General features: G+C 43.6%; 19 protein-coding genes. 12 read left to right on the top strand and 7 right to left on the bottom strand.

Annotation, left to right across the window (positions count from 1 at the left end):
- Positions 1-530: 530 nt before the first annotated feature.
- A complete protein-coding gene (gene nagZ / locus BLR43_RS00790) occupies positions 531-1,616 on the top strand; it encodes a beta-N-acetylhexosaminidase (protein ID WP_093067604.1) in 1,086 nt (361 codons plus the stop codon).
- Positions 1,617-1,771: 155 nt separating this feature from the next.
- On the opposite strand, the gene BLR43_RS00785 is transcribed toward nagZ, so the two are convergent.
- A complete protein-coding gene (locus BLR43_RS00785) occupies positions 1,772-3,364 on the bottom strand; it encodes an OmpA family protein (RefSeq protein WP_093067600.1) in 1,593 nt (530 codons plus the stop codon).
- A gap of 468 nt (positions 3,365-3,832) precedes the next feature.
- Complete coding sequence (locus BLR43_RS00780) at positions 3,833-5,467, bottom strand: hypothetical protein (protein ID WP_093067597.1); 1,635 nt, start codon at positions 5,465-5,467, stop codon at positions 3,833-3,835.
- A gap of 414 nt (positions 5,468-5,881) precedes the next feature.
- On the opposite strand from BLR43_RS00780, the gene BLR43_RS00775 reads away from it, so the two are divergent.
- The 6 genes from BLR43_RS00775 to BLR43_RS00750 all read left to right on the top strand — a co-directional run bounded on the left by BLR43_RS00775 (position 5,882) and on the right by BLR43_RS00750 (position 11,038).
- Positions 5,882-6,490, top strand: a complete 609-nt coding sequence (locus BLR43_RS00775) for a rhomboid family intramembrane serine protease (protein ID WP_071002359.1) — start codon at positions 5,882-5,884, stop codon at positions 6,488-6,490.
- 83 nt (positions 6,491-6,573) lie between these two features.
- A complete protein-coding gene (locus BLR43_RS00770; RefSeq protein WP_093067594.1) occupies positions 6,574-7,539 on the top strand; it encodes a metallophosphoesterase in 966 nt (321 codons plus the stop codon).
- Positions 7,540-7,638: 99 nt separating this feature from the next.
- Positions 7,639-8,190, top strand: coding sequence for a 5-(carboxyamino)imidazole ribonucleotide mutase (purE, locus tag BLR43_RS00765; protein WP_093067590.1), 552 nt, complete (start codon positions 7,639-7,641; stop codon positions 8,188-8,190).
- A 197-nt stretch (positions 8,191-8,387) separates the two neighbouring features.
- On the top strand, positions 8,388-9,716 hold the full coding sequence (locus BLR43_RS00760; protein ID WP_093067586.1) for a 5-(carboxyamino)imidazole ribonucleotide synthase: 1,329 nt from the start codon (positions 8,388-8,390) through the stop codon (positions 9,714-9,716).
- Positions 9,716-10,165 (top strand): YaiI/YqxD family protein, encoded by a 450-nt coding sequence (locus BLR43_RS00755; RefSeq protein ID WP_093067583.1) that lies wholly within the window; start codon positions 9,716-9,718, stop codon positions 10,163-10,165. Before BLR43_RS00760 ends, BLR43_RS00755 begins: the two co-directional genes overlap by 1 nt.
- A gap of 231 nt (positions 10,166-10,396) precedes the next feature.
- A complete protein-coding gene (locus BLR43_RS00750) occupies positions 10,397-11,038 on the top strand; it encodes an SDR family oxidoreductase (protein ID WP_093067580.1) in 642 nt (213 codons plus the stop codon).
- Positions 11,039-11,198: 160 nt separating this feature from the next.
- Here BLR43_RS00750 and epmA read toward each other — a convergent pair whose 3' ends face one another.
- The 3 genes from epmA to BLR43_RS00735 form a co-directional block, all read right to left on the bottom strand.
- Positions 11,199-12,215, bottom strand: a complete 1,017-nt coding sequence (gene epmA / locus BLR43_RS00745; protein ID WP_093067578.1) for an EF-P lysine aminoacylase EpmA — start codon at positions 12,213-12,215, stop codon at positions 11,199-11,201.
- 86 nt (positions 12,216-12,301) lie between these two features.
- A complete protein-coding gene (locus tag BLR43_RS00740) occupies positions 12,302-13,420 on the bottom strand; it encodes a 4-phosphoerythronate dehydrogenase (protein WP_227674217.1) in 1,119 nt (372 codons plus the stop codon).
- A gap of 77 nt (positions 13,421-13,497) precedes the next feature.
- Entirely contained in the window at positions 13,498-14,655 is a 1,158-nt protein-coding gene (locus BLR43_RS00735) for an AI-2E family transporter (RefSeq protein ID WP_071002365.1), read from the bottom strand.
- A gap of 825 nt (positions 14,656-15,480) precedes the next feature.
- Here BLR43_RS00735 and BLR43_RS00730 point away from each other — a divergent pair.
- Both BLR43_RS00730 and paeA read left to right on the top strand, forming a co-directional pair.
- The gene (locus tag BLR43_RS00730; RefSeq protein WP_071002366.1) at positions 15,481-17,172 is read left to right on the top strand and encodes an NAD+ synthase; all 1,692 of its coding nucleotides are present in this window, start codon (positions 15,481-15,483) and stop codon (positions 17,170-17,172) included.
- Positions 17,173-17,672: 500 nt separating this feature from the next.
- Positions 17,673-18,947: a polyamine export protein PaeA gene (paeA, locus tag BLR43_RS00725; RefSeq protein WP_093067574.1), complete on the top strand. Its 1,275-nt coding sequence runs from the start codon at positions 17,673-17,675 to the stop codon at positions 18,945-18,947.
- Between the two features lie 66 nt (positions 18,948-19,013).
- On the opposite strand, the gene BLR43_RS00720 is transcribed toward paeA, so the two are convergent.
- Complete coding sequence (locus tag BLR43_RS00720) at positions 19,014-19,742, bottom strand: YggS family pyridoxal phosphate-dependent enzyme (RefSeq protein ID WP_093067942.1); 729 nt, start codon at positions 19,740-19,742, stop codon at positions 19,014-19,016.
- Positions 19,743-20,107: 365 nt separating this feature from the next.
- On the opposite strand from BLR43_RS00720, the gene BLR43_RS00715 reads away from it, so the two are divergent.
- Together BLR43_RS00715 and BLR43_RS00710 are read left to right on the top strand one after the other, a co-directional pair.
- A complete protein-coding gene (locus tag BLR43_RS00715; protein WP_093067571.1) occupies positions 20,108-21,163 on the top strand; it encodes a type IV pilus twitching motility protein PilT in 1,056 nt (351 codons plus the stop codon).
- 119 nt (positions 21,164-21,282) lie between these two features.
- On the top strand, positions 21,283-22,404 hold the full coding sequence (locus BLR43_RS00710; protein WP_071002369.1) for a PilT/PilU family type 4a pilus ATPase: 1,122 nt from the start codon (positions 21,283-21,285) through the stop codon (positions 22,402-22,404).
- A 136-nt stretch (positions 22,405-22,540) separates the two neighbouring features.
- On the opposite strand, the gene fur is transcribed toward BLR43_RS00710, so the two are convergent.
- On the bottom strand, positions 22,541-22,990 hold the full coding sequence (fur, locus tag BLR43_RS00705; RefSeq protein ID WP_093067937.1) for a ferric iron uptake transcriptional regulator: 450 nt from the start codon (positions 22,988-22,990) through the stop codon (positions 22,541-22,543).
- Positions 22,991-23,312: 322 nt separating this feature from the next.
- On the opposite strand from fur, the gene BLR43_RS00700 reads away from it, so the two are divergent.
- The gene (locus tag BLR43_RS00700) at positions 23,313-23,732 is read left to right on the top strand and encodes an outer membrane protein assembly factor BamE (RefSeq protein WP_058024230.1); all 420 of its coding nucleotides are present in this window, start codon (positions 23,313-23,315) and stop codon (positions 23,730-23,732) included.

The following is a 23,732-nucleotide window of genomic DNA, read 5'->3' as shown; positions in this document are numbered from 1 at the left end:
GTGATATTATTTGTGTTATAAAAATTAAAAACTGCTGAATGTATTATTGCCCATGACTGTCGTCTGTTTTTGCTCAATGTCTGTCTTACTTTGCCTTAGCTTACTTATTACTATGAGCTTACAACGCTATAGCTTTATTATTCCGCCGCCTTTATATATAGATTCTAAATAATATATAGATTCTGAATACAGATTCTGACGCTTATTATCGAATCCTGATATATAGTCAAAAATCAATATTATCATGTGCATAAATACTGAACTGTCTCAAACTGTATAAGCAATCTTACACGCAACGCCTGCACATACCAAACTTTCTCTCACTTTTATCACACATAGCGACTTAAGGCTATTAGCATTAAGTCGCCGACTACCCACAAATTGATTTGATGCCAATAATCTGCCACATTAGGCTCAATTGATAATAACTGTCATAATAAAGTGCATGAGTAATGACTGCTAAGCGATTGGACATCGATGATCGGTCAACCCCATAATATAACAATATACAAAAAAATAAGGATGACGCAATGTACGGCGTTTTAATGATTGATATCGATAATACCGCACTGACCGCAGAAGACGTCAGCTTGATCAAACAAGCACAGATTGGCGGGGTCATATTGTTTGGACGCAACGTCGCTGATGCGGCCCAAGTACGCGCATTATGTGACGATATCCGGTACCACAACCCCGATATATTAATCGGTGTCGATCAAGAAGGCGGACGAGTCGCACGGCTGCGTGAAGGGTTCACACCGCTACCTGCTATGGGTAGGCTTGGTGAGTTATTCAATCACGATCCAAGCCGTGCGCTCAGCTGCGCATACGACTGTGGCTATCTGATGGCAGCCGAAGTGATGGCAGTAGGTATTGATTTGAGCTTTGCGCCCGTGCTGGATAGAGATGGTATCAGCCAAGTTATCGGTGACCGTAGCTTTCATCAGGAGCCACAAGCAATCGTTGCCCTAGCCACGCAGTTTATGCGCGGCATGAAAGCGGCTGGCATGGCCACCACTGGCAAGCATTTCCCTGGTCATGGCGCTATCGCTCCTGACTCTCATGTATCAGAGGCCATCGATACACGTAGCTTGGACGAGATCATCAATAGTGACATGCAACCTTTTGCGCAAACGCTGTCACTGCTTGATGCTTTGATGCCAGCCCATGTGATTTTTTCGCAAGTAGATAATCGGCCCGCTGGATTTTCTAAAATTTGGCTAAAAGATATCATTCGTGATCAGCTAGCGTTCGATGGTGTGCTTTTTTCTGATGATTTATCAATGGCAGGGGCAAAGGCCGCTGGCGATGTCAGCGCGCGCGTAAAGGCTGCCATTGAAGCTGGTTGCGATATTGCACTGGTGTGTAACGATCGTGTTGCCGCTCATGAAGCGGCGGCGGCAGCGCAAGAACTACCCTATCCTAACCAGAGGCGTATCAAAACCATGTGCGGCAATATACCAAAGTGGCAAGGTGATCTTGAGTCTACTTGCCAGCAGTTTGATTATTGGCAACAAGCAAAGAACAATGTTACTCAGATCTTTTTCAACGTTGAGTCTGATACACAAGTTGATAAACCTGCCAATGAATCAAAAGACCCTACTGATTATAAGTAGCCTTGTATTCATACGAAACCGTTGAAAAATTTGGCAAATAAAAAACCGCATCGTTATGAACCGACCCCCATAAGTTGGACACAACTTACGGGGGTCGGTTCACGTTAAGGTGCGGTTTTTTAGACTTAACTACTACCAAATTAGATGATTTTTGATTAATTCGTTGGATCTACCGCAGTACCTTGCGTCGCATCATCACCATCAGGTAGCAGATCATCATTATTACTATCTAAAGGGTTCAAATCTGGGTCAAGCGAGTCGCTGTTGATGATCATGCCATCATTTAAATCGACCATCTCATCATTAACCACAAACTCAATTCGGCGATTGCGGAAACGACCTTGCTCGGTTGAGTTATCCGCGATAGGATCTGTTTCACCCATACCTTTGGTGCTGAGTTTGCTCGCATCAACACCTTGAGCCACCAGATACTCTTTTACCGACTCAGCACGCTCACGAGACAACTCCATGTTGTAAGAATCAGACGCTTGGCTATCTGTATGACCGATAATCATCAGGTTCATATCAGGCACTTCATTGATGATTTTTGCAGCACGATCAAGAATGGTTTTATTGACATCAGGGATGACAGCTTCATCCACTTGGAAATTGATCACCTGAATACTCAAAGCACGTGCAACATCACGTGGGTCTGGATCGTCACCGAGATTGGTCATTGCAGCATCTGCAGCAGCCACACTCTCGTCAATCTCACCTTGCAGATCTAATGGACCTTCAGCCTCTACCATCATCGCTGGTGCAGCGGCTTGTAGATCAGACACCAATTGGGCCAATACCGCATCATCAGGTGCATTGACCGTGATGGTATCTCCTTTAATCACCATGCTAGCATTCGGTACATTTTTAACGATTGGCAATATCGTAGTAAGCTGTGCAGCGGCTGGCATATCTATGGCAAAATTATCATCGACATCAGCGCGGCACTTATTGGCTTCATCGCCGAATGCGCCAGTTAGTGCATTCATTACATTGGTCTGTAGCGTCTCGTTGCCTACGCTCATGCGGCAAGCGTATAGCTCACCATTTTCGCCAGTGGCGATACGGAGTGAGGCAGGCTCGATGTCAGTTGCTACTACTGCTTGCTCATTACCTTGCTCGTCTTGCTGCGCGGTAGCCATCGGCGTAGCAACAGGCTCAGGGTTCTCCTGACAGCCTCTTAATAAAGCCCAAGCCAATGCACCCAAAATAATCAAACCGATAATCGGTAATAGGGCTTTCATAAAGCTGCCTTGTGGCTCTTTTTCTTTCTGTAGTGGCGCGGTACTGACCGTATCGGATATAGGCGCCGCAGCAGGAGTGGCTGCAATGGCACTCGCAGGTAAGACAGCCCCCGCCCATGCAGGGATATGATGCTGATAACTGTTGAGATTGTCATTGAGAAATTGCGGTACAGGGGTAGTACCAGCCAAGCTTTTGATTTCGTGAAAAGCAAGCGGCGCTGCCATAGCAATCAGACCACGAGAAGCTGTCTCATCGACGCCATGTGCATTAGCGAGCTCACGAGAAATTTGGTCACGGTGGGCCCCTTCTGTCCATACACGATCATAAAAAGAGCTATCATCACGAGCGATATTCTCATTAGCAAAACGGCTATAGGTATCATTATTCGCGAGGCGAGCAGCAAAAATTGCATAAAATTGCTCAAGTAGATTTTGCTTAGCAGGACTATGATCGTCTGCTAATACGGCTGGGCTGACTGTGCGTGTCAAATGACTGATAATATCCATAATACAACTCTCCCCTTAATTTTTATTTATATTGTTCGATTCTCTAAAGCATAAAATCATCTAATAACGTGGCGGCTGTTTACTCTGTCAAGTCAGATTTATCAGGCCACTATGATTGATTTTAGATATTATAGAATTGTTAAAGGTGTTTTCACAGTCGATACGTTGTTGTGCAAATGATACGTTAAGTAATGTTTTAATTGGTGCGCGTAACTATACATTCATAACCCAACAGGCATTTGAGTACAAATTAAGAGAATGCGATACTCAGCTCCGCGAATCTGCTTTTTTGGTGAAGTAGCACCATTTTTGATGCTCAGATCTTAAATACGTACGCTAAGCAACAGTTAAAATCAAAAAGCGGTATGACAAATTCATACCGCTCCCTTGCTTAACTTTTGAACTATTTCTAAAAGTTCTGAAAGTACATTCGAACTGAGTCGATTTAAATGTACTTTATACGATTCACTACCTGACTTGTGCTGGTTCAGCAACGATGACACTGCTCGCCATGTCATCTACTTCTGACTCAGAAATAGGGCCTGACGGTCTGCTCGGTCTATTACCAGAAGGGACGCTGCTAGGAATATTACTTGGAACATTGGCAGGTACGTTGTTGGAATTATTATTAAATCCATCATTATTGTTAGGTAGTGGCGCAGGTATCACGCGATCACCTGTGTCATCATCAGCGGCTTGATATTCTCCAGTACCATTGCTCATGCCGTCATTACTGTATTGGTTATTAGTGCCCGTTCCATCGCCGAGTTGATTGTTTACGCCATTAGTGCCAGCCATACCATATGTCGTATCACCATTACTGTTGTTAGGCAGTGGCAATGGCGCAGTACTATCGACTGCCATGGTTGGTGCTAAACTACGTACGTTTGTGACCAATTGTTGTAGTAGCATGTCATCCGGCGCCTCTACTGTCAGACGATCGTTTTGTAAGTGTAGACGGGCGAACGGTGTCGATCTGAGCATGGTCAGAACATTGGGCAATATTTCCGCAGGCATGTTTGCGATAGTAGTTGCTATTCCATTCTGTATGGTAAATTCACATATACTCGCCTGCTCGCCAAAGCTCGTATTGAGTGCCTGTTGTAAAGAGCTTTGTAGCGCTGCATCACCGACCGTCGCGCTACAAGTATAGATGTTGCCACTATCATCTACGCCAACGATGAACTCGATGGGAGTCATCGTTGGTGCTGGTGGCGGTGCTGGAGTAACCACAGGCGCGACAGCAACCGGTTCTACTGGTAGGTCGCTTTTGGGTTTTATTAATAATGCCCAAGCAGCCAGTGCCATCGCAGCCAGTGCTACTATCAATAAAAATACTCGCATCAGTAGGTCGTTTCGCTGATTGCGAGTGCGCACGCGCTCTCGCTTGACGTTGCTATTTTCTGCCAAGTGATGAGCTGCTGGACTGGCATGGATAGCGTCATTACTGTCACCAAAATGCTCATCGTCATTTAATGCGTCAGTAGCGCTTATATTAGCGTTTTCCACATAAGCGGCTGTAGTAGCTGTCGTTGCAGCGACTGCGTCAGTACTTAGATCAGGCTCACTAAGTTTATTCGGTAAGGTATCACTTGATGGCGCGATACCATTATCTGCGACATCTGCGACAAAGTTTGACATTGATTCGTGTCCAGCGCCTTGAGTAGCAGTGATAACGGACGCTGACCATATAGGTAAATATGGGCGCAGCGTCGACTGCTCTCCTTGCAAGAATGCTGGCAAAAACTGTCCATTGGCCAAAACCTTTAGCTCACGATAGGCTAAGGATGCTGCATTAATTAGCAATTGAGCAGTGATCGACTCATCAATATGATGCGCGGCTGACAGCTCTTGGATAATCGTTTTTTGTAGTACTTGGTCTTGCCATAGCTGCTCAAATAAAGGCCGCTCGGCAATACTGTCATTAGCCATCACCTGATCGTTACGAAGTAGCTGCGAGTAGACCTGTGGCACCGCTAAGCGCGTGGCTAAAATGGCATAAAACTGCTCAAGCAAGCTGATATAAGCCACGCTATCACTGCGATTATGCTCGCCCAATATAGCGGGGGTGACGGTCTGTTCTAATTGATCGATAATACTCATGGATCACTGCCTCTCTCGACTTTTTGAATCCGCAAAAATTAAGCACTTATTGTTCGTTGTATATACGGCTACTTGCCCTGAAACTGTCAAGCGTTCTTTAGCAGCATCGACGTCTATATAGCGGTTTCACTTATCTCACATGATACACTGCTACATTACTCACTATAAAAGCATAAAAATGCATCGTTTTGTCACATAATAGATATTTGTATCAGCATAACTGCTGTTAGTATTAACTAATTACGTTACGAGTAACTTGAACTTAGTATCAATATATTAACTTAGTATGAATATATTAATTAATGGTCATATTTGTTTTTACTCAGCCCTAACGCTTAGGCTTTGAACATTGTCATTTATCGCATTGCCATTTATTGCATTGTCACCTATCAGGCGCGACCTAAGGATTTTCCTTTGTTAAACCATACGACCCTTATTATCATCATTACTGTTATTGTCAGCTTATTAGCATGGCAAAACAAGAAATTACTCAACCGTCTTATCTTTTATCCACCCGCTGTAAATAACGGACAATGGGATCGTTTTGTCACGCATGGCTTTATTCATGCCGACAGTATGCATCTGCTATTCAACATGTTTACGTTATACTTTTTTGGCCGAGCTATTGAAGGGCTATATCGTTCATTTTTGTTCGGCTATGGTTTTGTGGTTTTTTATGTGTTGGCTATTGTTGTTGCCATGATTCCAAGCTACCTTAAAAATAAAGACAATGCCAGTTACTTAAGTCTTGGGGCATCAGGCGGTGTATCGGCAGTCTTATTTGCCTTTATTTTGCTAGCACCGTGGGAGCGAATTTACTTATTTGCCATTGTTCCTATTCCTGCGATACTGTTTGCCGTCGCTTATGTATTTTATAGTATTTACGCGGACAAACGCGGTGGCTCAAAAATCAATCATATGGCACATATGTGGGGCGGCGCATTTGGCGTCATTGCTACGATTATTTTAGAGCCTAAAGTACTACCCCATTTTATAAATGCTTTATTGTCGCCTGGTTTTTAAACTGTTTTCTCAAATAGAAATTCTTTGAATCAGGTCAATTAAGCAAGTTGCTTACTTTTACGTTTGAGATTTAATATTTCATTATGATTATAGATATTATCGGTGATATTCATGGTTATGCAGACAAGCTCGTTGGTTTGTTAAACCAATTAGGATACGAGCATAACGGTCAGCATTTTGTGCCACCGGCAGGTCACAGGGCATTATTCATTGGCGATTTGATTGACCGTGGGTCGCAGCAACTGGCCACATTAGAGATTGTCTTTGCAATGTTAGACGCGGACGTGGCCGATGCGGTGATGGGCAATCATGAATATAATGCCTTGGCTTATGCCACGCTCGATCCTGAGGATTCTAGCCAGTATCTGCGCTCACATAATGCGGTACATCAACGCCAACATGAAGCATTCTTGGCAGAGATACCGTTCGGCTCAGAGCAGCACGAATACTGGTTGCAGCGCTTGTACGAGATACCTCTGTGGATTGAGACAGATTATGCCTGTTTCGTCCATGCTTGCTGGGATGTAGATAGCATGGCGGTTCTAGAGCCCCTGCTGACGGATAATAACTGCCTAACCTCTGAAGGTCTAATCGCAACCGCTAAAGAAGATACTATCGCTTTTGATGCCTTAGAGCGTGTACTAAAAGGGGTAGAGACGGGCTTGCCTGATGGTATTGTGATGGTAGATAAAGAAGGCACTGAACGCAGACGAGTACGGGTGCGTTGGTGGCTTGATGCGTTGAATCAGCGCACGCTTCGTGAGGTCGCTCGTGCACCGTCCTCCGCATTGGCACAAATACCGCCTGATGCACTGGCTGAAAATATTGACTTTGCGCTACAAACACATAAACCTGTATTTGTCGGTCACTATTGGCTCACTGGTACACCTGAGCCACTCAGTCCACAAGTCGCCTGTACTGATTATTCGGCAGCGGTAGATAGTGGCTACTTGACTTGCTATCAGCTGGATACCGAACAGCCATTACCACTGACAGCTTCTCGCTTTGTGCAGCATTATCACGACAAAAGAATAGAGATAAACCCATGATATAAATGCTATTAACACCATATCATTATTAAAAGTCAAACTTGGCTTTACGAGTGTAGCAAAATTTTTGTATGATGGTCTTTTTGAGGATATCCAATCATGAGCACCACCAATACTGCGGCTAACCAGAACGGTCCAATCACCTCCCCTGCTGGTCAACCAAAAGTCGGCATTATTATGGGTTCGCAATCTGATTGGGCGACTATGAGTGCCGCAGCACAATTGCTAGCAGACTTTGATGTTGCCTTTGAGTGTGAAGTGGTTTCTGCTCACCGTACACCTGACAGGCTATTTGATTACGCCAAAAGCGCAAAAGACAATGGTCTACAAGTGATTATCGCGGGTGCAGGCGGCGCCGCTCATCTGCCTGGTATGTGTGCCAGCCAAACACCACTACCTGTATTTGGCGTCCCTGTAAAATCCTCTATGCTAAGTGGTTGGGACAGTCTGTTGTCTATCGTGCAAATGCCCAAAGGCATTGCTGTTGGGACATTGGCAATTGGTACCGCTGGCGCTTATAACGCGGCCCTACTTGCGATTCAAGTCTTGGCCTTGCATGATGAAACGATTGCTACTAAGCTGGATGAGATGCGTCAGACGCAAACCGAGACCATTCTCGCTAGCCCAACACCCGGTATTATTAATTCTTAAATAAATATAGAGTGACTAGCTTTTTTAGCATGGTATTTTGTATTGATCGCCTAAAAACAAGAGCTACCACATTTTATTTTTCAGTACGTCATACTAGATATAAGGTGCCTATAGTGCACCTTTTCCTATTTTCACCCATTGCGTTTTAAATTTTAATAGCCCATAGATCTTATTCACTTTTATTCAAAGAGCCTTTCATGACTACAGCAAACGCTTATCCTGTTACCCAAACCATTCGTACCATCGGTATTTTAGGCGGTGGTCAGCTTGGTATGATGCTTGCCGAAGCCGCGATGCCACTCGGTTACCAATGCGTGTTTTTAGAAGACAATCCAGAATGCCCTGCCAGCCTATACGGTCGCGTATTTCATAGCGATCAATTAGCCGACTTTATCGCAGCCGCTGATGTATTTACCTTAGAGTTCGAGAACACACCAACGTCTACGGTCGAGCAATTAACGAGCGTGTCAAAATCTGGCAGCAAGCAAGGTATGTTCCCACCACTGATTGCGCTTGATATCGCCCAAGACCGTCTAAAAGAAAAGCAGATGTTCAATGCGCTCGATATTGCCACCGTGCCATTTATGGAAGTTAATTCTGAAGCTGAGTTAAAGCAAGCTTGTGAAGCGTTAGGCCTGCCTATCGTTTTGAAAACCAGCCGCGGTGGCTACGATGGCAAAGGTCAGTTCGTGATCAAACAAGACAATGACATTAAAACTGCTTGGCTTGCGCTAAAAGACGCCGTTAGTGGCAAAGGGTCACTCACGCCAACGCCTGCGCCACTGATTGCTGAAGGTTTCATTAACTTTAATCGTGAAGTGTCTATCATTGCAGCAAGAGCGCAAAATGGTCAGGTACGCTGTTATGATTTGGTCGAAAACCATCATCATCACGGTATTTTGGCAAAAACTCAAGCTCCTGCGGTCGGTACCAGCCACCTGCTCCAGCAGGCAACAGACGCCATCACAAAGATCATGAACCATCTAGACTATGTGGGCGTCATGGCACTTGAATTGTTTGTCACCAAAGATGCTCGCGGTCATACCACGATACTGGCCAATGAAATCGCACCACGTGTACACAATTCTGGCCACTGGAGCATCGAAGGCGCGGTTACTAGCCAGTTTGAAAACCATATCCGTGCTGTGGTCAACTTACCACTCGGTGATACGGACAACGTCCATCCAGCGATTATGGTCAACGTACTCGGCCAATATCCTGATATCAGTGCCGTGCTAAATATCGATGGCGCTCACTATCATAGTTATCATAAAGCTGAGCGTGACGATCGCAAGATTGCTCATATTACCTTGATGCCCAATGACGTGACTGACTTAGAATCCGCTATGGCAAAGCTGATTGCCGTATTGCCAAATAAAGTAGGTTTGGACAAAGAGTATGGAAATATCGATACTCACTCTAATACCGCAGATGCCAAAACTAAAAACGACGTCTTAGAAGATAACAGTGGTGAAGCAGACAGTCTGGCAGAATTGTCGCCAAAAACAGAAAAGGCGAAGAAATAATGCAAATTTGGGTGGATGCCGACTCCGTACCATTAATCGCCAAAGATTTGATTATCAAAACGGCTGAACGTACCAAAACGATGGCGATATTCGTCGCCAACCAGCCAATCAAACTACGCAAATCTCCTCTGCTCGTCATGACGGTTGTGCCATCAGGGTTTGACAAGGCTGATGATTATATCGTCGAGCAAATACAGGCAGGCGACTTGGCGATTACGAGCGACATACCTTTAGCCAATGATATTTTGGACAAAGGCGGCTTGGTGCTAACCACACGCGGCGTGGTCTATGACAAAAATAACATCAAGCAAAAGCTTAATATGCGCGATTTTATGGACACCATGCGCGGCACTGGTGTCCTAGAGCTGCAAGAAATGAGCGGTCAAAAACCCTACGGCGACCGCGATAAAAAAGCTTTTGCCGATGGTCTGAATCGCTTAGTACGTTAGCGCTGTTACCCTTCCAATCTCATTCAAGTACTATCCTCTAGTTAGCGAATCTTGCTTGGCAAATATTGCTTTCTTGCGAACCGTATACACTCTATAACCAACTCCTATCCAATGCGCACGCTTTATAACGAAGCGTGCGGATTATTTTTGTTACGATACAGTCAGTTTTTGAGATAAAAATATTCACTGAATCGCTTAAATAACAGAATGTAAATAACAATAGGAATGATTATGAAAATTTTAGTCGTTGGTGCCAGTGGCCGTGTCGGTGGTGAATTGGTTAAGCAATTATTAGCTGACGAACACCAAGTAATTGGTACGACTCGCCAAGAAAAAAAGCTGTTTGACAATGACAACTATACTCAGCTAGATTTGGATATTACTGCTAGCAAAGAGTCTATCGAAAAACAACTGGATCAAGATATCGATGCTGTCTATTTTGTCGCAGGATCTGGTGGTAAAAATGTACTAGAAGTCGACTTACACGGTGCAGTAAAGACCATGCAAGCCGCGCAAGACAAAGGTATCAAACGCTATATTATGCTTAGCTCTGTATTCTCGCTAGAGACTGAGAAATGGGATAACAACCCTAACATTGCAGATCTAAAAGACTACTATATCTCTAAGCATTACGCTGATCATTGGCTCGTGAATAATAGCTCACTCGACTATACAATCGTACAGCCGGGTGCACTGAAAGAACGTGACGGTACAGGCAAAATCACTATCAATGATACCAGCTCTGGTGAAAATGCTATTGAAGATGTCGCAACGACGCTGGCGGCTGTCCTAACCGCCGATAATACTATTGGAAAAGTATTCAACTTGCACAATGGTGATATCGACATCAATGAAGCCATTTCTACAGTATAAACCATCACTGTTTAGATAGATCTGACTGCCAAGCTATAACTACGTAAGTCAAATCACTGAATCAGATTATAAAAAAGGTCGTTATCGATTCGCCAATATTTAATTGGTAAATCGGTAACGACCTTTTTTCTTGCTGCTATGAATAAAAACTATCTGTTGGTTATGCTTGACCGCTCGGAAAAGCAATCACTTCCTCTAAAGTTTTTGCGCCCGTTATCACCATGAGCAATCGATCAACACCGACCGCAATACCACTACAAGGAATCAAATCATCAGATGCAGCAATTAAGTGCTCATCAATGGGCATTTTTGGCAACCCATGACGATGACGTAATTGATTGTCTTGCTCAAAACGTGCTCGTAATGCTGGACCATCTGCCAGCTCATCATAAGCGTTGGCAATCTCAATCCCATTGATATACAGCTCAAAGCGTTTCGCTATTGTATTGCCTTCTTTATCTAGCGCTGTCTTTGCCAATGCAGCTGTCGCAGGTGGATATTCTATGATCAGTGTCGGCAAGTCGTGTCCCAAATTTGGCTCTACTGCATGACTAAATAGCAAATCTAACCAGTTCTGGCGACGATTTGCTTCGCTATCATCAGCATCATTAAAATCAAATCCTATCAACCCTCTATCTTCTGCTACCGCTTGGAGCGCAGATAGGCTCGCTGTCAGTGGGTGTATACCAACAAAATCCATAAAAGCATCGACATAGCGATAGTGGCTCATCACCATTGGATGACCATACAGCGCCGTAAGCAACTCATTAAGCTCACCTGCCATATCATCGAGGCTGTAATTGGGCTGATACCACTCTAACATTGTAAATTCGATATTATGACGCACGCCTATTTCATTATCTCGAAACACAGGACAAATTTGATAAATAGGCACTTGCCAGCTCGCCAGTAAACGCTTCATCGCAAACTCAGGAGACGTATGCAAATAATAGGTACGAGGACGATCTTGATAGGTTACGTGCGCTGCCACTGATTGCAAAAAAGTGTCGGTGTTCCCTGCTTGCGATAAAAGCGGCGTCTGTACTTCCAGTACCTGACGACTGGTAAAAAACTGGCGAATATCACCGATAAACTTGGCACGCTGCTGTGCCATTGCCAGTGTCATGGTTGGGACGTAGTTAGGTTGATGACTAAAGGTACTGCTTGATTGGCTCATGACTGTCTACCGTGATTCACAAATAATAATGCTTCAATGACGTAGATTATTTATGTTTTTAAGAATAGTATTTTTAAATTGCTAGATTAGGATTGCCACTCACGGCGCAAGTGGTAATCACGCCTCAAACCATCAAAGTCAGCGCCATTCACTTGTTTGTCAGGATTTTCACCAGATATTTTGCTTCGCAACAAGGCATCATCTTGCATAATGTCATAAAACTTTGACAATCTGTCTGGGTTTGCTTTTAACTCAGACCACAAAAACAGGTTAAGCGGTAGCAGGTTGGACATAGACTGGGCAGGTATGATCGCTAGCTTCTCACATAAGGCATCATAGATGATTTGTGTACCACGTAGCTTGCCCTCTAATGTATAGCCAGCGATATGCGGTGTGGCGATTGTGAGCTTAGCTAGTAGGCTGTCAGCAACCGTTGGCTCATGCTCAAACACATCCAAAACCACTTGCCGCCCAGTATGAGCAATATCGTTCTTGAGATCATTTTCATTGACCACAGGGCCGCGCGCGCTATTAATCAATATGTTATCAGCAGGCATCATGGCCAATGTCTCTGCATTGATGAGATGACGCGTTGGATAGTCACTGCCTTTAGCATCACTGTCAACTTTCTCACTTGTCAAAGGCACATGCAAACTCACCGCGTTACTTTGAGAAAGCACCTGCTCAAGGCTGGCATTATTAATAGTAGAGCTTGGTAATAATGGATCGTATCCAAGCACCTGCCAGCCCAAGTCATTGGCATATTGAGCAAGCGTACTGCCAATATTTCCAAGGCCGATAATACCAAGTGTCACAGGCTGCTGCCAGTAGTTTGGACGCAGAGTCAAGATAGCCGTCAGTACATACTGAGCCACCGAGTGCTTGCTACAACCAGCGGCATTGGCAAAAGTAATATCGCGCGTTGCTAAATAGTCTTGGTCGACATGATCTGTACCGATAGTCGCTGAGCCAACAAATTGCACACTGTGATTTTCAGCCAACAGCGCCTCATTGACTTGCGTGACCGAGCGTATTAACAAAATATCTGGCTGTACTTCAGACAGCAGCTTTGCGTCAATATCACGACCAGCGACCGGTATAATTTTGACTGTTTGCCCAGACAACTGACCTAATGTAGCGTGATTAAAAAAATCATTCAGGCTAGCGATATTGCTATCAGCAACGATCGTGATACCTTTGGCCATCTGGTTTATCTTATTGTCCATAGCATCTGCAATATCATTGTTTGTCATTGGCAATTTTCTCTATCGATAAGGGTTTTCTATGTAGACTCATTTCCACTGACTGTGTCTTGTGCTGGATTATGTACTGGCGCTATGGCATTTGAGTCAGAGAGCGTGACGTCTTGCGGCGCAAATATCTCATTTTTGTGCTGCGATATCCACTCGCGCCATACGGCAAGACCGATAGCCAGTACCACAGGGCCGATGAACAATCCAACAAACCCAAATGCGGTTAGACCGCCCAACACACCGATAAAAATAATAATAAATGGGATTTTGGTCGCGCCGCTAATAACAATAGGTCGAATGAGATTATCCACCCAGCTAATAACAAACACGCCCCATAGTGCCAAACCAATCCCTTCTGCAGTATGTCCTTGGCTCAAGAGCCAGACAGATACACCGCCCCAAACAAATGGCGTACCAAAGGGAATCAACGCAATAATAAATGTAACAATGGTCAATAAAATAGGGCTTGGCGCACCAGCGAAGTAATAGCCGATACCAGCCAATAGCGCCTGAGCCAATGCCGTCAGCCCGATGCCGTATACCACCGCACGCGTGGTTGTACCTACAGAGTCAATATAACCGTCGATGCGATTGCCGATGATGTTACGCAGCGCTTGGCGAATCTGACGAACCAGACTGGTGCCATCACGATAAAAAAAGAATAGTGTCATCAGCGCCATACCCAGCTTAGCCAGACCACTGAACACCACGTCAAATGCTACCTTGCCATAATACAAGTGCGACTGAACCCAAAGACGGAAGGCTTCTAGCGTGCCTTCTGGGTTTTTATTGATTCGCCACAGTACGTCTTTGATTTGCTGACCGATAATCGGCAAGTCTTTAAATGAGTCAGGCACATCCAAATAGCCCACTTTAATACGATAGACCAAATTACTGATTAAGCTCAACGCTTCTTGCTGCAAAATAAACACACCAATAACCAATGGCACACCTATTATCAAGGAGATGCTCACGGTCATAATGGCAGCGCTAAAATCTGGACTCAGTTTAACTTTTTCGTGAAAAAACTCATAAACAGGGAACGTCACATACGCCAAAATTGCCGCCCACAATGCCGGTACAATAAAAAACTGCACCACTTTAAAGCATAATACGAACAGCGCAACCAGCAAAGTAATCGCAAGCAAGCGCTGGATAATAAATTCTTTTGTCCAATTTTCAATCATAGCGTATAAACCAAGAGCGGACAGCAAACGATAACTTTGCTGGCAAGTTTATAAATGTGTGATAAACATCAGCTTATAGACGCTGTCCATAAACTGTATCCATTAGCGAGGATGGTAGATTATAAGTATATAAAGAAAAAACGGTGTCAAACCCATTAAATCACATGGCAATACTGCGTATTTACAAACTATCACTCTGATAAATAACATCGCGAAAAACGCAGCTATTACGCTCCATTATGCAATAGATTATGATAATTATATAACGCTATGTTGTAATCTTTACTTACAACTTTGTCTATGCAAGCTTACTAGATGATGACCGGAATGACTAGCGCATAATGCATGGATTTACTGTGAAAAACAGTGCCATCGCAGCTGCTTTTATATTCAGCTATTAAACTGCAATCTTATCAGGGAATTCACTGGTGCGTTCTATTTGTCACGACAATTGATGTTATACTAAAGCAATTATTTTAAGCTTTTCAATATAGTTAAGTGCATTTGTACGCTTTTATTTTTGTCGTTGCATAAACATCGCATCTATCAAAGCAGATTCCAGACCCTCTTGTATCGTCTTCTTCTAGACTATCATAAGATCTCATTTTAGGATGGCACGATCATTTGGGATAGGAGGCATAAGCAATTATGCTTTTAAGCATTGTCTAAGCAATTATGTAGGATTTAGGCTTGTCATATCAACTCAACATTCGAGCTTGATAAGCAAGCACGCAGTTTTGAATGAATTTCGGACTTACTTTGATTTTATTTTAAATCAATACAGACTCACCAAATTTTAATAATATATCGATAGGAACAATAACAATGTCAAAAGACACTGATAATCCCAATCTTAACCCCTCACATGAAGCCAGCAAGACCAACAAACCACAAGATACGGTCACTTTTGCTTTAGCGCAGTCACATTTTTTGGTAGGCGATATCGCAACCAACGTTGAAAAAATGCGCACGCTTGCATTACAAGCACGCGAACAAGGTGCTGACGTTATCGTATTTCCAGAGCTGGCGCTACTAGGCTATCCTCCGCAAGATTTATTGCTACGCCCAAGCCTATCAGGCCGTGTCAAAAGCGCCTTATCTACCTTGAGTGATATCGACGATATCGTCATGATTGTCGGCTATCCGCATGTCGATCATCACGGTACTTTTAACTCCGCTGCTATCTTACATAATGGTCATCAAAAGGGCTTCTATCACAAGCAGATGTTGCCAAACTATGGTGTATTTGATGAGCGCCGTTATTTTGATAAAGGTCGCAATCAAGTCTTATTTGACTATAAAGGCATTACGATTGGCCTGCTCATTTGTGAAGATTTGTGGGACAAAAACCCGATTGCTGAACTCAAAAAACAAGGTGCTGACCTCATTGTTAGCTTAAACGCCTCACCTTTTGAGATTGAAAAACAAAACAACCGCAAAGCCATGCTTGCCAAGCGCAGCCGTGAAAACAACTTGCCTATCGTCTATGTCAATGCAGTTGGCGGTCAAGACGATCTTGTATTTGATGGCGGCTCTATGGCTGTGCAAGCCGATGGCAGCGTGGCCCATGAAGCACCGCGCTTCATGAATCAGTTATTATTGGCCACTTTAGATGTCAAAACGGCTAAATTCAACAATCAAGCCAAAGCGCCGTTGTCTCTAAGCCGTGAGTCTGAGATGTATCAGGCATTGGTCGTCGGTCTACGCGACTATGTCAATCACTCAGGATTCTCTGGCATTATTGTTGGACTATCAGGTGGTATTGATTCAGCACTGACGCTCTGTATCGCGGTCGATGCGTTGGGCGCTGACAAGGTCTATGCCGTCATGATGCCTTATGAATATACCTCTCAAATCAGTCTAGAAGATGCACAGGCTCAGGCACGTCGCTTAAATGTCTCTTATACCGTGTGTCCTATTTTCGACGCCGTCGAAGGTATCCGTCATACGTTAGCGCCTCTATTTAATAAGTCACCAGCGGATACAACCGAAGAGAACATCCAAGCCCGTGCTCGCGGTGTTGTCTTGATGGCACTGTCCAACAAGTTTGGTCATTTGGTCATCACGACAGGTAACAAATCAGAATTAGCGGTTGGTTACTCAACATTGTATGGCGATATGGCTGGCGGCTTTGACGTACTAAAAGATGTGTATAAATCACAAGTGTATAAGTTAGCAAGCTACCGCAATCGCCTAGAAGACACACCTGTCATCCCTGAGCGCGTTATTACTCGTCCGCCATCTGCTGAGCTACGTCCAGATCAAAAAGATCAGGATAGCTTGCCTGATTATGATGTATTGGACGGTATCTTGATGTCTTATATCGATGAAGATATGGGCTATCAGGAAATTATCGATAAAGGCTTTGATGCTGAGATGGTCGCAAAAGTCATCAAGATGGTAGACAATAGCGAGTATAAACGCTTGCAATCGCCCATCGGTACAAAGATCAGCCACAAAGCTTTTGGACGTGAACGCCGCTATCCGTTGGTCAATAAGTGGTCAATTAAAGGCTAAATCGCACTTGCCTTTCAGCTTAGGGCGTGTTGAACATTCGACCATGGCACTGACAGCGACTATTTTTTAGGCGATTCGATGTTAAAAATAATAAGTTTAGTCACTCTAAGCGCTTATTTTTAACGATGAAGCGGCAAAAAAGAGTCCTGTCCCCTGCTTTTATCGTTGGGGCTGATGCTAAAATTGCCCCATACTGCGTTACAAATCTCGCTAAGGCATCTGCATTATCGTCGCTTTGTGCCTTGTCTGGAACCATTTTAGCGATCAGCAGTGCCTATTTGCGAATGTTCAACACGCCCTATATGATTTACGAATTTATGAGTTGAAAGGTGCAAGTCAGATCGTTTGACAAAACGTCGAATTTTTCCTATTAGCTGGGTGCTTGCCCAGCTTTTTTGGTTTTTATACATGAACAAATTTACCGTCCACCTTCTGATCTTCTCCCTTTACCTACTGACTATTTTTGACCCAATTCCTCTTTACTTCTTTTCGAGTATGTCATGAGCTTGCTAACTGCCAGTGTTTTTCTTCTCCTTCTACTTGCCTTGAGTACCTTTGTCTCTGCTGCTGAAATTGCGATTGCCGCAGGACGCAAAATCAAACTGCAAATCATGGCAAAAGAAGGCGATGTTCGCGCACTTGACGTCCTCAATATGCAGGATCATCCTGGGAGCTTTATCACGGTCGTACAGATAGTACTCAATGCGGTTGCTATCTCGGCGGGTGCTGTGGGCGAGTCAGCCATCAGTCCTTATCTGGAGCAGATGTTTAATAGTGAAGCGGTGGCTTCAGTGATATCGTTTGCACTCATCACCAGTCTGTTTTCATTACTTGCAGATCTGATGCCCAGACGCTTGGCAATGTCGAGTGCTGAGGCGATAGCGGTGCGACTGGTACGCCCAATGATTCTCTTGATTTTTGTATTAAAACCCATTATCTGGGTGTTCGATGGCGCTGCAAATATCCTTTTTAAATCCTTTGGTATCTCAACCATTCGCCAAGATGATATGACCCCAGAAGATATCTATGCCGTCATGGATGCAGGCGCTGAAGCAGGCGTGCTAAAAAAACAAGAGCATCATCTGATAGAAAATATCTTTGATATGCAGGAGCGTACCGTCACCTCAGTGATGAACCCACGCGAAAATATCGTTTATTTTGATACCAAAACCAGTACCGAAGAAGTCGTAAATATCATGATTGAGCAGCCGCACAATAAGTTTTTGGTCTGCCATGATGACGACCTAGAACATATCGTGGGTTATGTAGAGTCTCGTAGCTTTCTGGCCTTGGTTTTAAATCAGCAAGAGGTCAATCTGACAGACAAATCTCTATTAAAACCGGCACTATTTGTACCGGACACCTTGTCTTTGTTTGAAGTATTAGAGATGTTCAAATCGACTGGCGCAGACTTCGCTGTCATCGTGAATGAATATGGGCTTGTGGTTGGTGTTATCACACTCAAAGACGTGATGAGCATTGTGATGGGCGAGCTGGTGACGCTTGAGGAGCAGCCTATTGTTCAGCGCACAGACAACTCGTGGCTGATCGATGGAATGACCCCTATTGAAGATGTCATTCGTGCATTAGATATCGTCGACTTACCACGCAGTGAGAACTATGAGACCATCAGCGGCTTTATGATGTATATGCTGCGCAAAATTCCTAAGAAGACCGACACCATCGAGTACGCCAATTATCGGTTTGAAATCATTGCAACGGACAATCTAAAAATCACGCAAATGCTAGTGACCAAACGAGAAGATACGGTTTGATTGATTGGCCAATTAATCATTTATTCAATTGGCCTAGTACGCAGCATTCTAGTCTCGCGCACAAAACTAATCTCGCGCACCAAAGATAGCTGTACCAACACGTACCATGGTAGACCCATTGCCTATCGCCTCTGTCATATCGCCACTCATCCCCATGCTAAGTGTATCCCAAGCATCCAACTCTGGGTGGCTGGCTTTTATATCGTCAAACAATGCCTTGGTTCGTGCAAAAGCGTTTGTATCTGCTTTGGCAGGGATAATCATTAACCCGCGCAGTTGCAAGCGCTCATAGCCTTTAATCGCTATGATTAATGCTGGCAGTTCTGCTGGTAGGCAACCTGACTTGCTGTCTTCGTTATCAATATTTACCTGAATTAATACGTTCAATGCTGGGAGCTCATCTGGGCGTTGATCGTTTAAACGTTTGGCAATGATATCGCGCTCAAGGGTTTGCACCCAATCAAAATGCTCGGCAATATCGCGTGTTTTATTACGCTGAATACTGCCGATATAATGCCAGACGATATCCGCGCATGCAGGATTCGATTTTAGCGTATTTATTTTTTCAATGGCTTCTTGTAGATAGTTCTCGCCAAAGTGCTGCTGTCCCTCATTCGCCAAAGTAGCAATCATATTGGCAGGCTTGGTTTTTGACACGGCTAGCAAAATGGTAGTGTTGGCAGATCTACTATCTCGCTCAGATGCCTGTTCATAGGCTTGGGTCATTTGCTCTTTGACTTGCTGCCAATTAGCGAGAAGCGTCTGATTATCAACACTTTGATTTGTCTCTTTCATATCAGTCATATATAAGGCTCTCAAAATTTACTTAATTTTTAATAGGTTTTATAAATAGTTTATGGCTGAGACTGCTTAATTTAAATATTTTTAATAAAAATTATTTATCGCCCATATATAAAATTAGCTGAAAAATGACTAATTTCATATTTTCTTAAAGGAGTAGATGGTTAAATACTCACAGTCTTGTTATGATATTGTTACATGCTTTAACATATGCTACTGAATATGATAGCGGTGGTAAAGACGGCATGCTGGTTCACTCTTCAATATTTTACGCTTGAACAAAGCGATTGATGGATAGTTTACCACGTGCCTTTATGCTCTTTTGTCTTACCCTGACTAATTGATAGGAATATCGGATTATGGCTGAAAAAAACACCTTAAGTATCGAAGACTTGCTACGTTTTACGGTCAAACATAAAGCATCGGATTTACATATTTCAGCTGGCATGCCTGCGATGATTCGTACCGATGGTGAGATGACACGCATCAATATGCCTGCGATGACGCACCAAGTGGTTCATCAGCTCATTTATGACATTATGAACGACAAGCAGCGCGCTGATTTTGAAGAATTTTTTGAGACAGATTTTTCTTTTGAGATTCCAAATTTGGCACGTTTTCGAGTCAATGCATTCAATCAAAATCGCGGCGCAGGCGCGGTATTTCGTACCATCCCTTCTAAAGTATTGACCATGGAAGACTTAGGGATGGGCGACGTGTTCAAACGTGTCTCAGACTTCAAACGTGGCGTGGTGTTAGTTACCGGCCCAACTGGTTCGGGTAAATCGACGACGCTAGCGGCCATGATTAATTATATTAACGAAAGTCGTAAAGAGCATATTTTAACGATTGAAGATCCGATTGAATTTGTCCATGAATCGAAAAAAAGCCTGATTAACCAGCGTGAAGTGCACCGCGATACCTTAGGTTTTGAGCCTGCATTACGTTCGGCATTGCGAGAAGATCCAGATGTCATCTTGGTTGGTGAGTTACGTGACCTTGAGACCATTCGTTTGGCACTGACTGCGGCCGAAACAGGACATTTAGTATTCGGCACTCTGCATACTAGCTCAGCCGCTAAGACGATTGACCGTGTCATCGACGTATTCCCTGCCGCCGAAAAAGATATGATTCGTGCCATGCTATCGGAGTCACTACAAGCCGTTATTTCACAAACCCTATTGCGTCGTCAAGCTGGTGGACGTGTGGCAGCTCATGAAATCATGCTAGGCACACCCGCTATCCGTAACTTAATACGTGAAAACAAAATTGCTCAGATGTATTCTGCCATCCAAACGGGTGCAGGCGAAGGCATGATTACGCTTGATCAAACCTTAAAGAACTTGGTTGGCAAAGGCACCATCAGTAAAGATGTGGCTCGTCCTTATGCCAAGCAACCTGAGGCATTTTTATAGTCTCAGCCAAATCACAAAAAAGCGTGAATGGTGCTAGATTGTTATTGGTCTCTATGAATGACCTTTAATACACTACTCTAAATAACTTTTAATCGACTTACATCGAATGCAGGTACGATATGGACATTGATAAATTATTGCAGTTGATGATTAATAAAAATGGCTCTGACCTTTTTATTACTGCTGATGTAGCGCCTTCCATGAAAGTAAATGGAAAAATTTTACCTGTCGGTAAAACCCCTTTGACCGCTGATCAAACCATGATGTTAGTCAAAGGAGTGATGACCCCTAGCCAGCAAAAAGAATTTAAAGAGACGAACGAGTGTCAATTTGCTATATCTGATGAAGCACAGCAAGCACGTTTTCGGGTCAGTGCATTCATACAGCGCGATATGGCAGGAATGATTTTACGGAAAATTGAGAATAAGATCCCAACTGTTGAGGAACTACGCTTGCCGCCAGCGCTCAAAGAACTGGCCATGAAAAAGCGCGGCATTATCTTGCTGGTCGGCGCGACCGGCACAGGTAAATCCTCTACGCTCGCGGCTATGATTGGACATCGTAACCAAAACTCTCATGGGCATATCATTACCATAGAAGACCCTATCGAGTTTGTCCATAAACATCGTGGTTGTATCATCACTCAGCGTGAAGTCGGTATCGACACTCATTCATTTGAAGCAGGACTAAAAAATACGCTGCGCCAAGCACCAGATGTCATTTTGATTGGTGAGATTCGTAACCGTGAGGTCATGAGCTACGCTATTCAGTACGCTGAGACAGGGCATCTGGTATTTGCAACCTTGCATGCCAATAATGCCAACCAAGCGATTGACCGTATTATTCATTTCTTTGAAACCAGTCGTCATAATCAGCTATTTATGGATTTGTCACTGAACTTGCAGGCCATTATCGCTCAGCAGCTCATTCCAACCCCTGATGGCAAAGGACGCCGTGCTGCTATTGAGATTTTATTAAACTCACAGCTAATTAGCGACTATATCCGTAAAGGTGAGGTGCATGAAATCAAAGACGTCATGACACGCTCTCGAGACAGCGGTATGCAAACCTTTGATCAAGCGCTTTTTGACTTGTATGAACAAGGAGAGATCACTTATAAAGAGGCGATTTTGCATGCCGACTCCCCTAACGACTTACGTCTGAAAATTAAGCTCAGTAGCAAAAACGGTAAGGCTAATTTAGATGAGGGTGCCGATAGTTTATCGTTAGACATCAGTTAAGTTATTGGGAGCGACATCAGTACATACTGAAAAATTAAACTCAAAAAAGCCCTCATTATCAATAATGAGGGCTTTTTAATATAAGAGATCTTAGAGTCATGTATAAAAATAAAGCTTTAATTGATAACCAAGGTCTTTACTTAGCACTGTCTCTGCAAGCTTGGTCAGCACAGATACCATATAAGACTAACGAGTGACCCGATAGTTTAAAGCCGTGCTTTTCTGCGACTTTCAGCTGCTCTTCCTCGATCATCTCATTATGGAATTCAATGATTTTGCCACAAACATCACAGACCAGATGGTCGTGATGCTCTTCTTGGGTAATTTCAAACACTGACAAGTTATTTTCAAAGTTATGACGCTCTACAATGCCCGCCTGCTCAAATTGGGTGAGTACACGATAGACCGTGGCAAGACCAACATCTTCACCTTGTTCGATGAGCGCCTTGTATATTTCTTCTGCACTCATGTGGTGTAACTCGGCGCTTTCTAGCAGCTCTAAAATCTTAATACGAGGCAACGTAACTTTCAATCCTGCTCTACGTAAATCTTGATTGGTAAAAATTGGTAAAAGAAGCCATAATATCCCTTCTGACTGTGACAGTCTTAGCAAATGAAAAACTAAAAAATATGAGATAAATAATCGTTGCTGATTATTCTTTATTAAATATAAGTGGTTTTAACACCCTCAAAACAGTGCTGATGAGGTGACGGACTGCTTTATAATTCCCTGAATAACCGCAGTGCAAGCCTATGAATTTAAAATATAAATAATAAAACCATTCAGGTGGTGTTTGGTAAATAATGTCGTAAGTGGTAGGCAATTGCAAGTAAATGACGTATCATTTGTCCAAGATTGTCGGTCAGACTCGCACCATCTAACTTTGGCCGCGCCTAATTCATTTCTTATGAGTCATCTTACCATGATAAAGACATTAAATTTTCGTCCGTTAAGCCATGCCAGCGTACTACGTAACATTGTTATCACCAGTATGCTGAGCGCTACTGTCGCTATGTCTGGCTGCTCACTATTGAGCGTTTATAAGATTGATTTGCCTCAAGGCACAGCGATTACTCAAACCCAAGCACAAAAACTAAAAGTAGGGATGAATCAGAACCAAGTACTTTATATCCTTGGCAGTCCTGCGATTAGAGATACCCTTGAGCCTAAGCGCTGGGATTACATTTACGATTACCAAGCAGGTACCGAAGGCCGCCGTAAAGGCATTGCTGATGTCAAAAATGCAAGCCAACACTTAGTTGTTTACTTTGATGATAATGGTTTGGTCACTCGCATCGAAGGTATCGAGAGCTTGCCAGCATCGTAA

Source organism: Psychrobacter pacificensis (assembly GCF_900101915.1).
GTDB classification, from domain to species: Bacteria; Pseudomonadota; Gammaproteobacteria; order Pseudomonadales; family Moraxellaceae; genus Psychrobacter; species Psychrobacter pacificensis.
The sequence above is the reverse complement of the archived record's forward strand: the minus strand, read 5'-3'. Positions and strand labels throughout refer to the sequence as shown.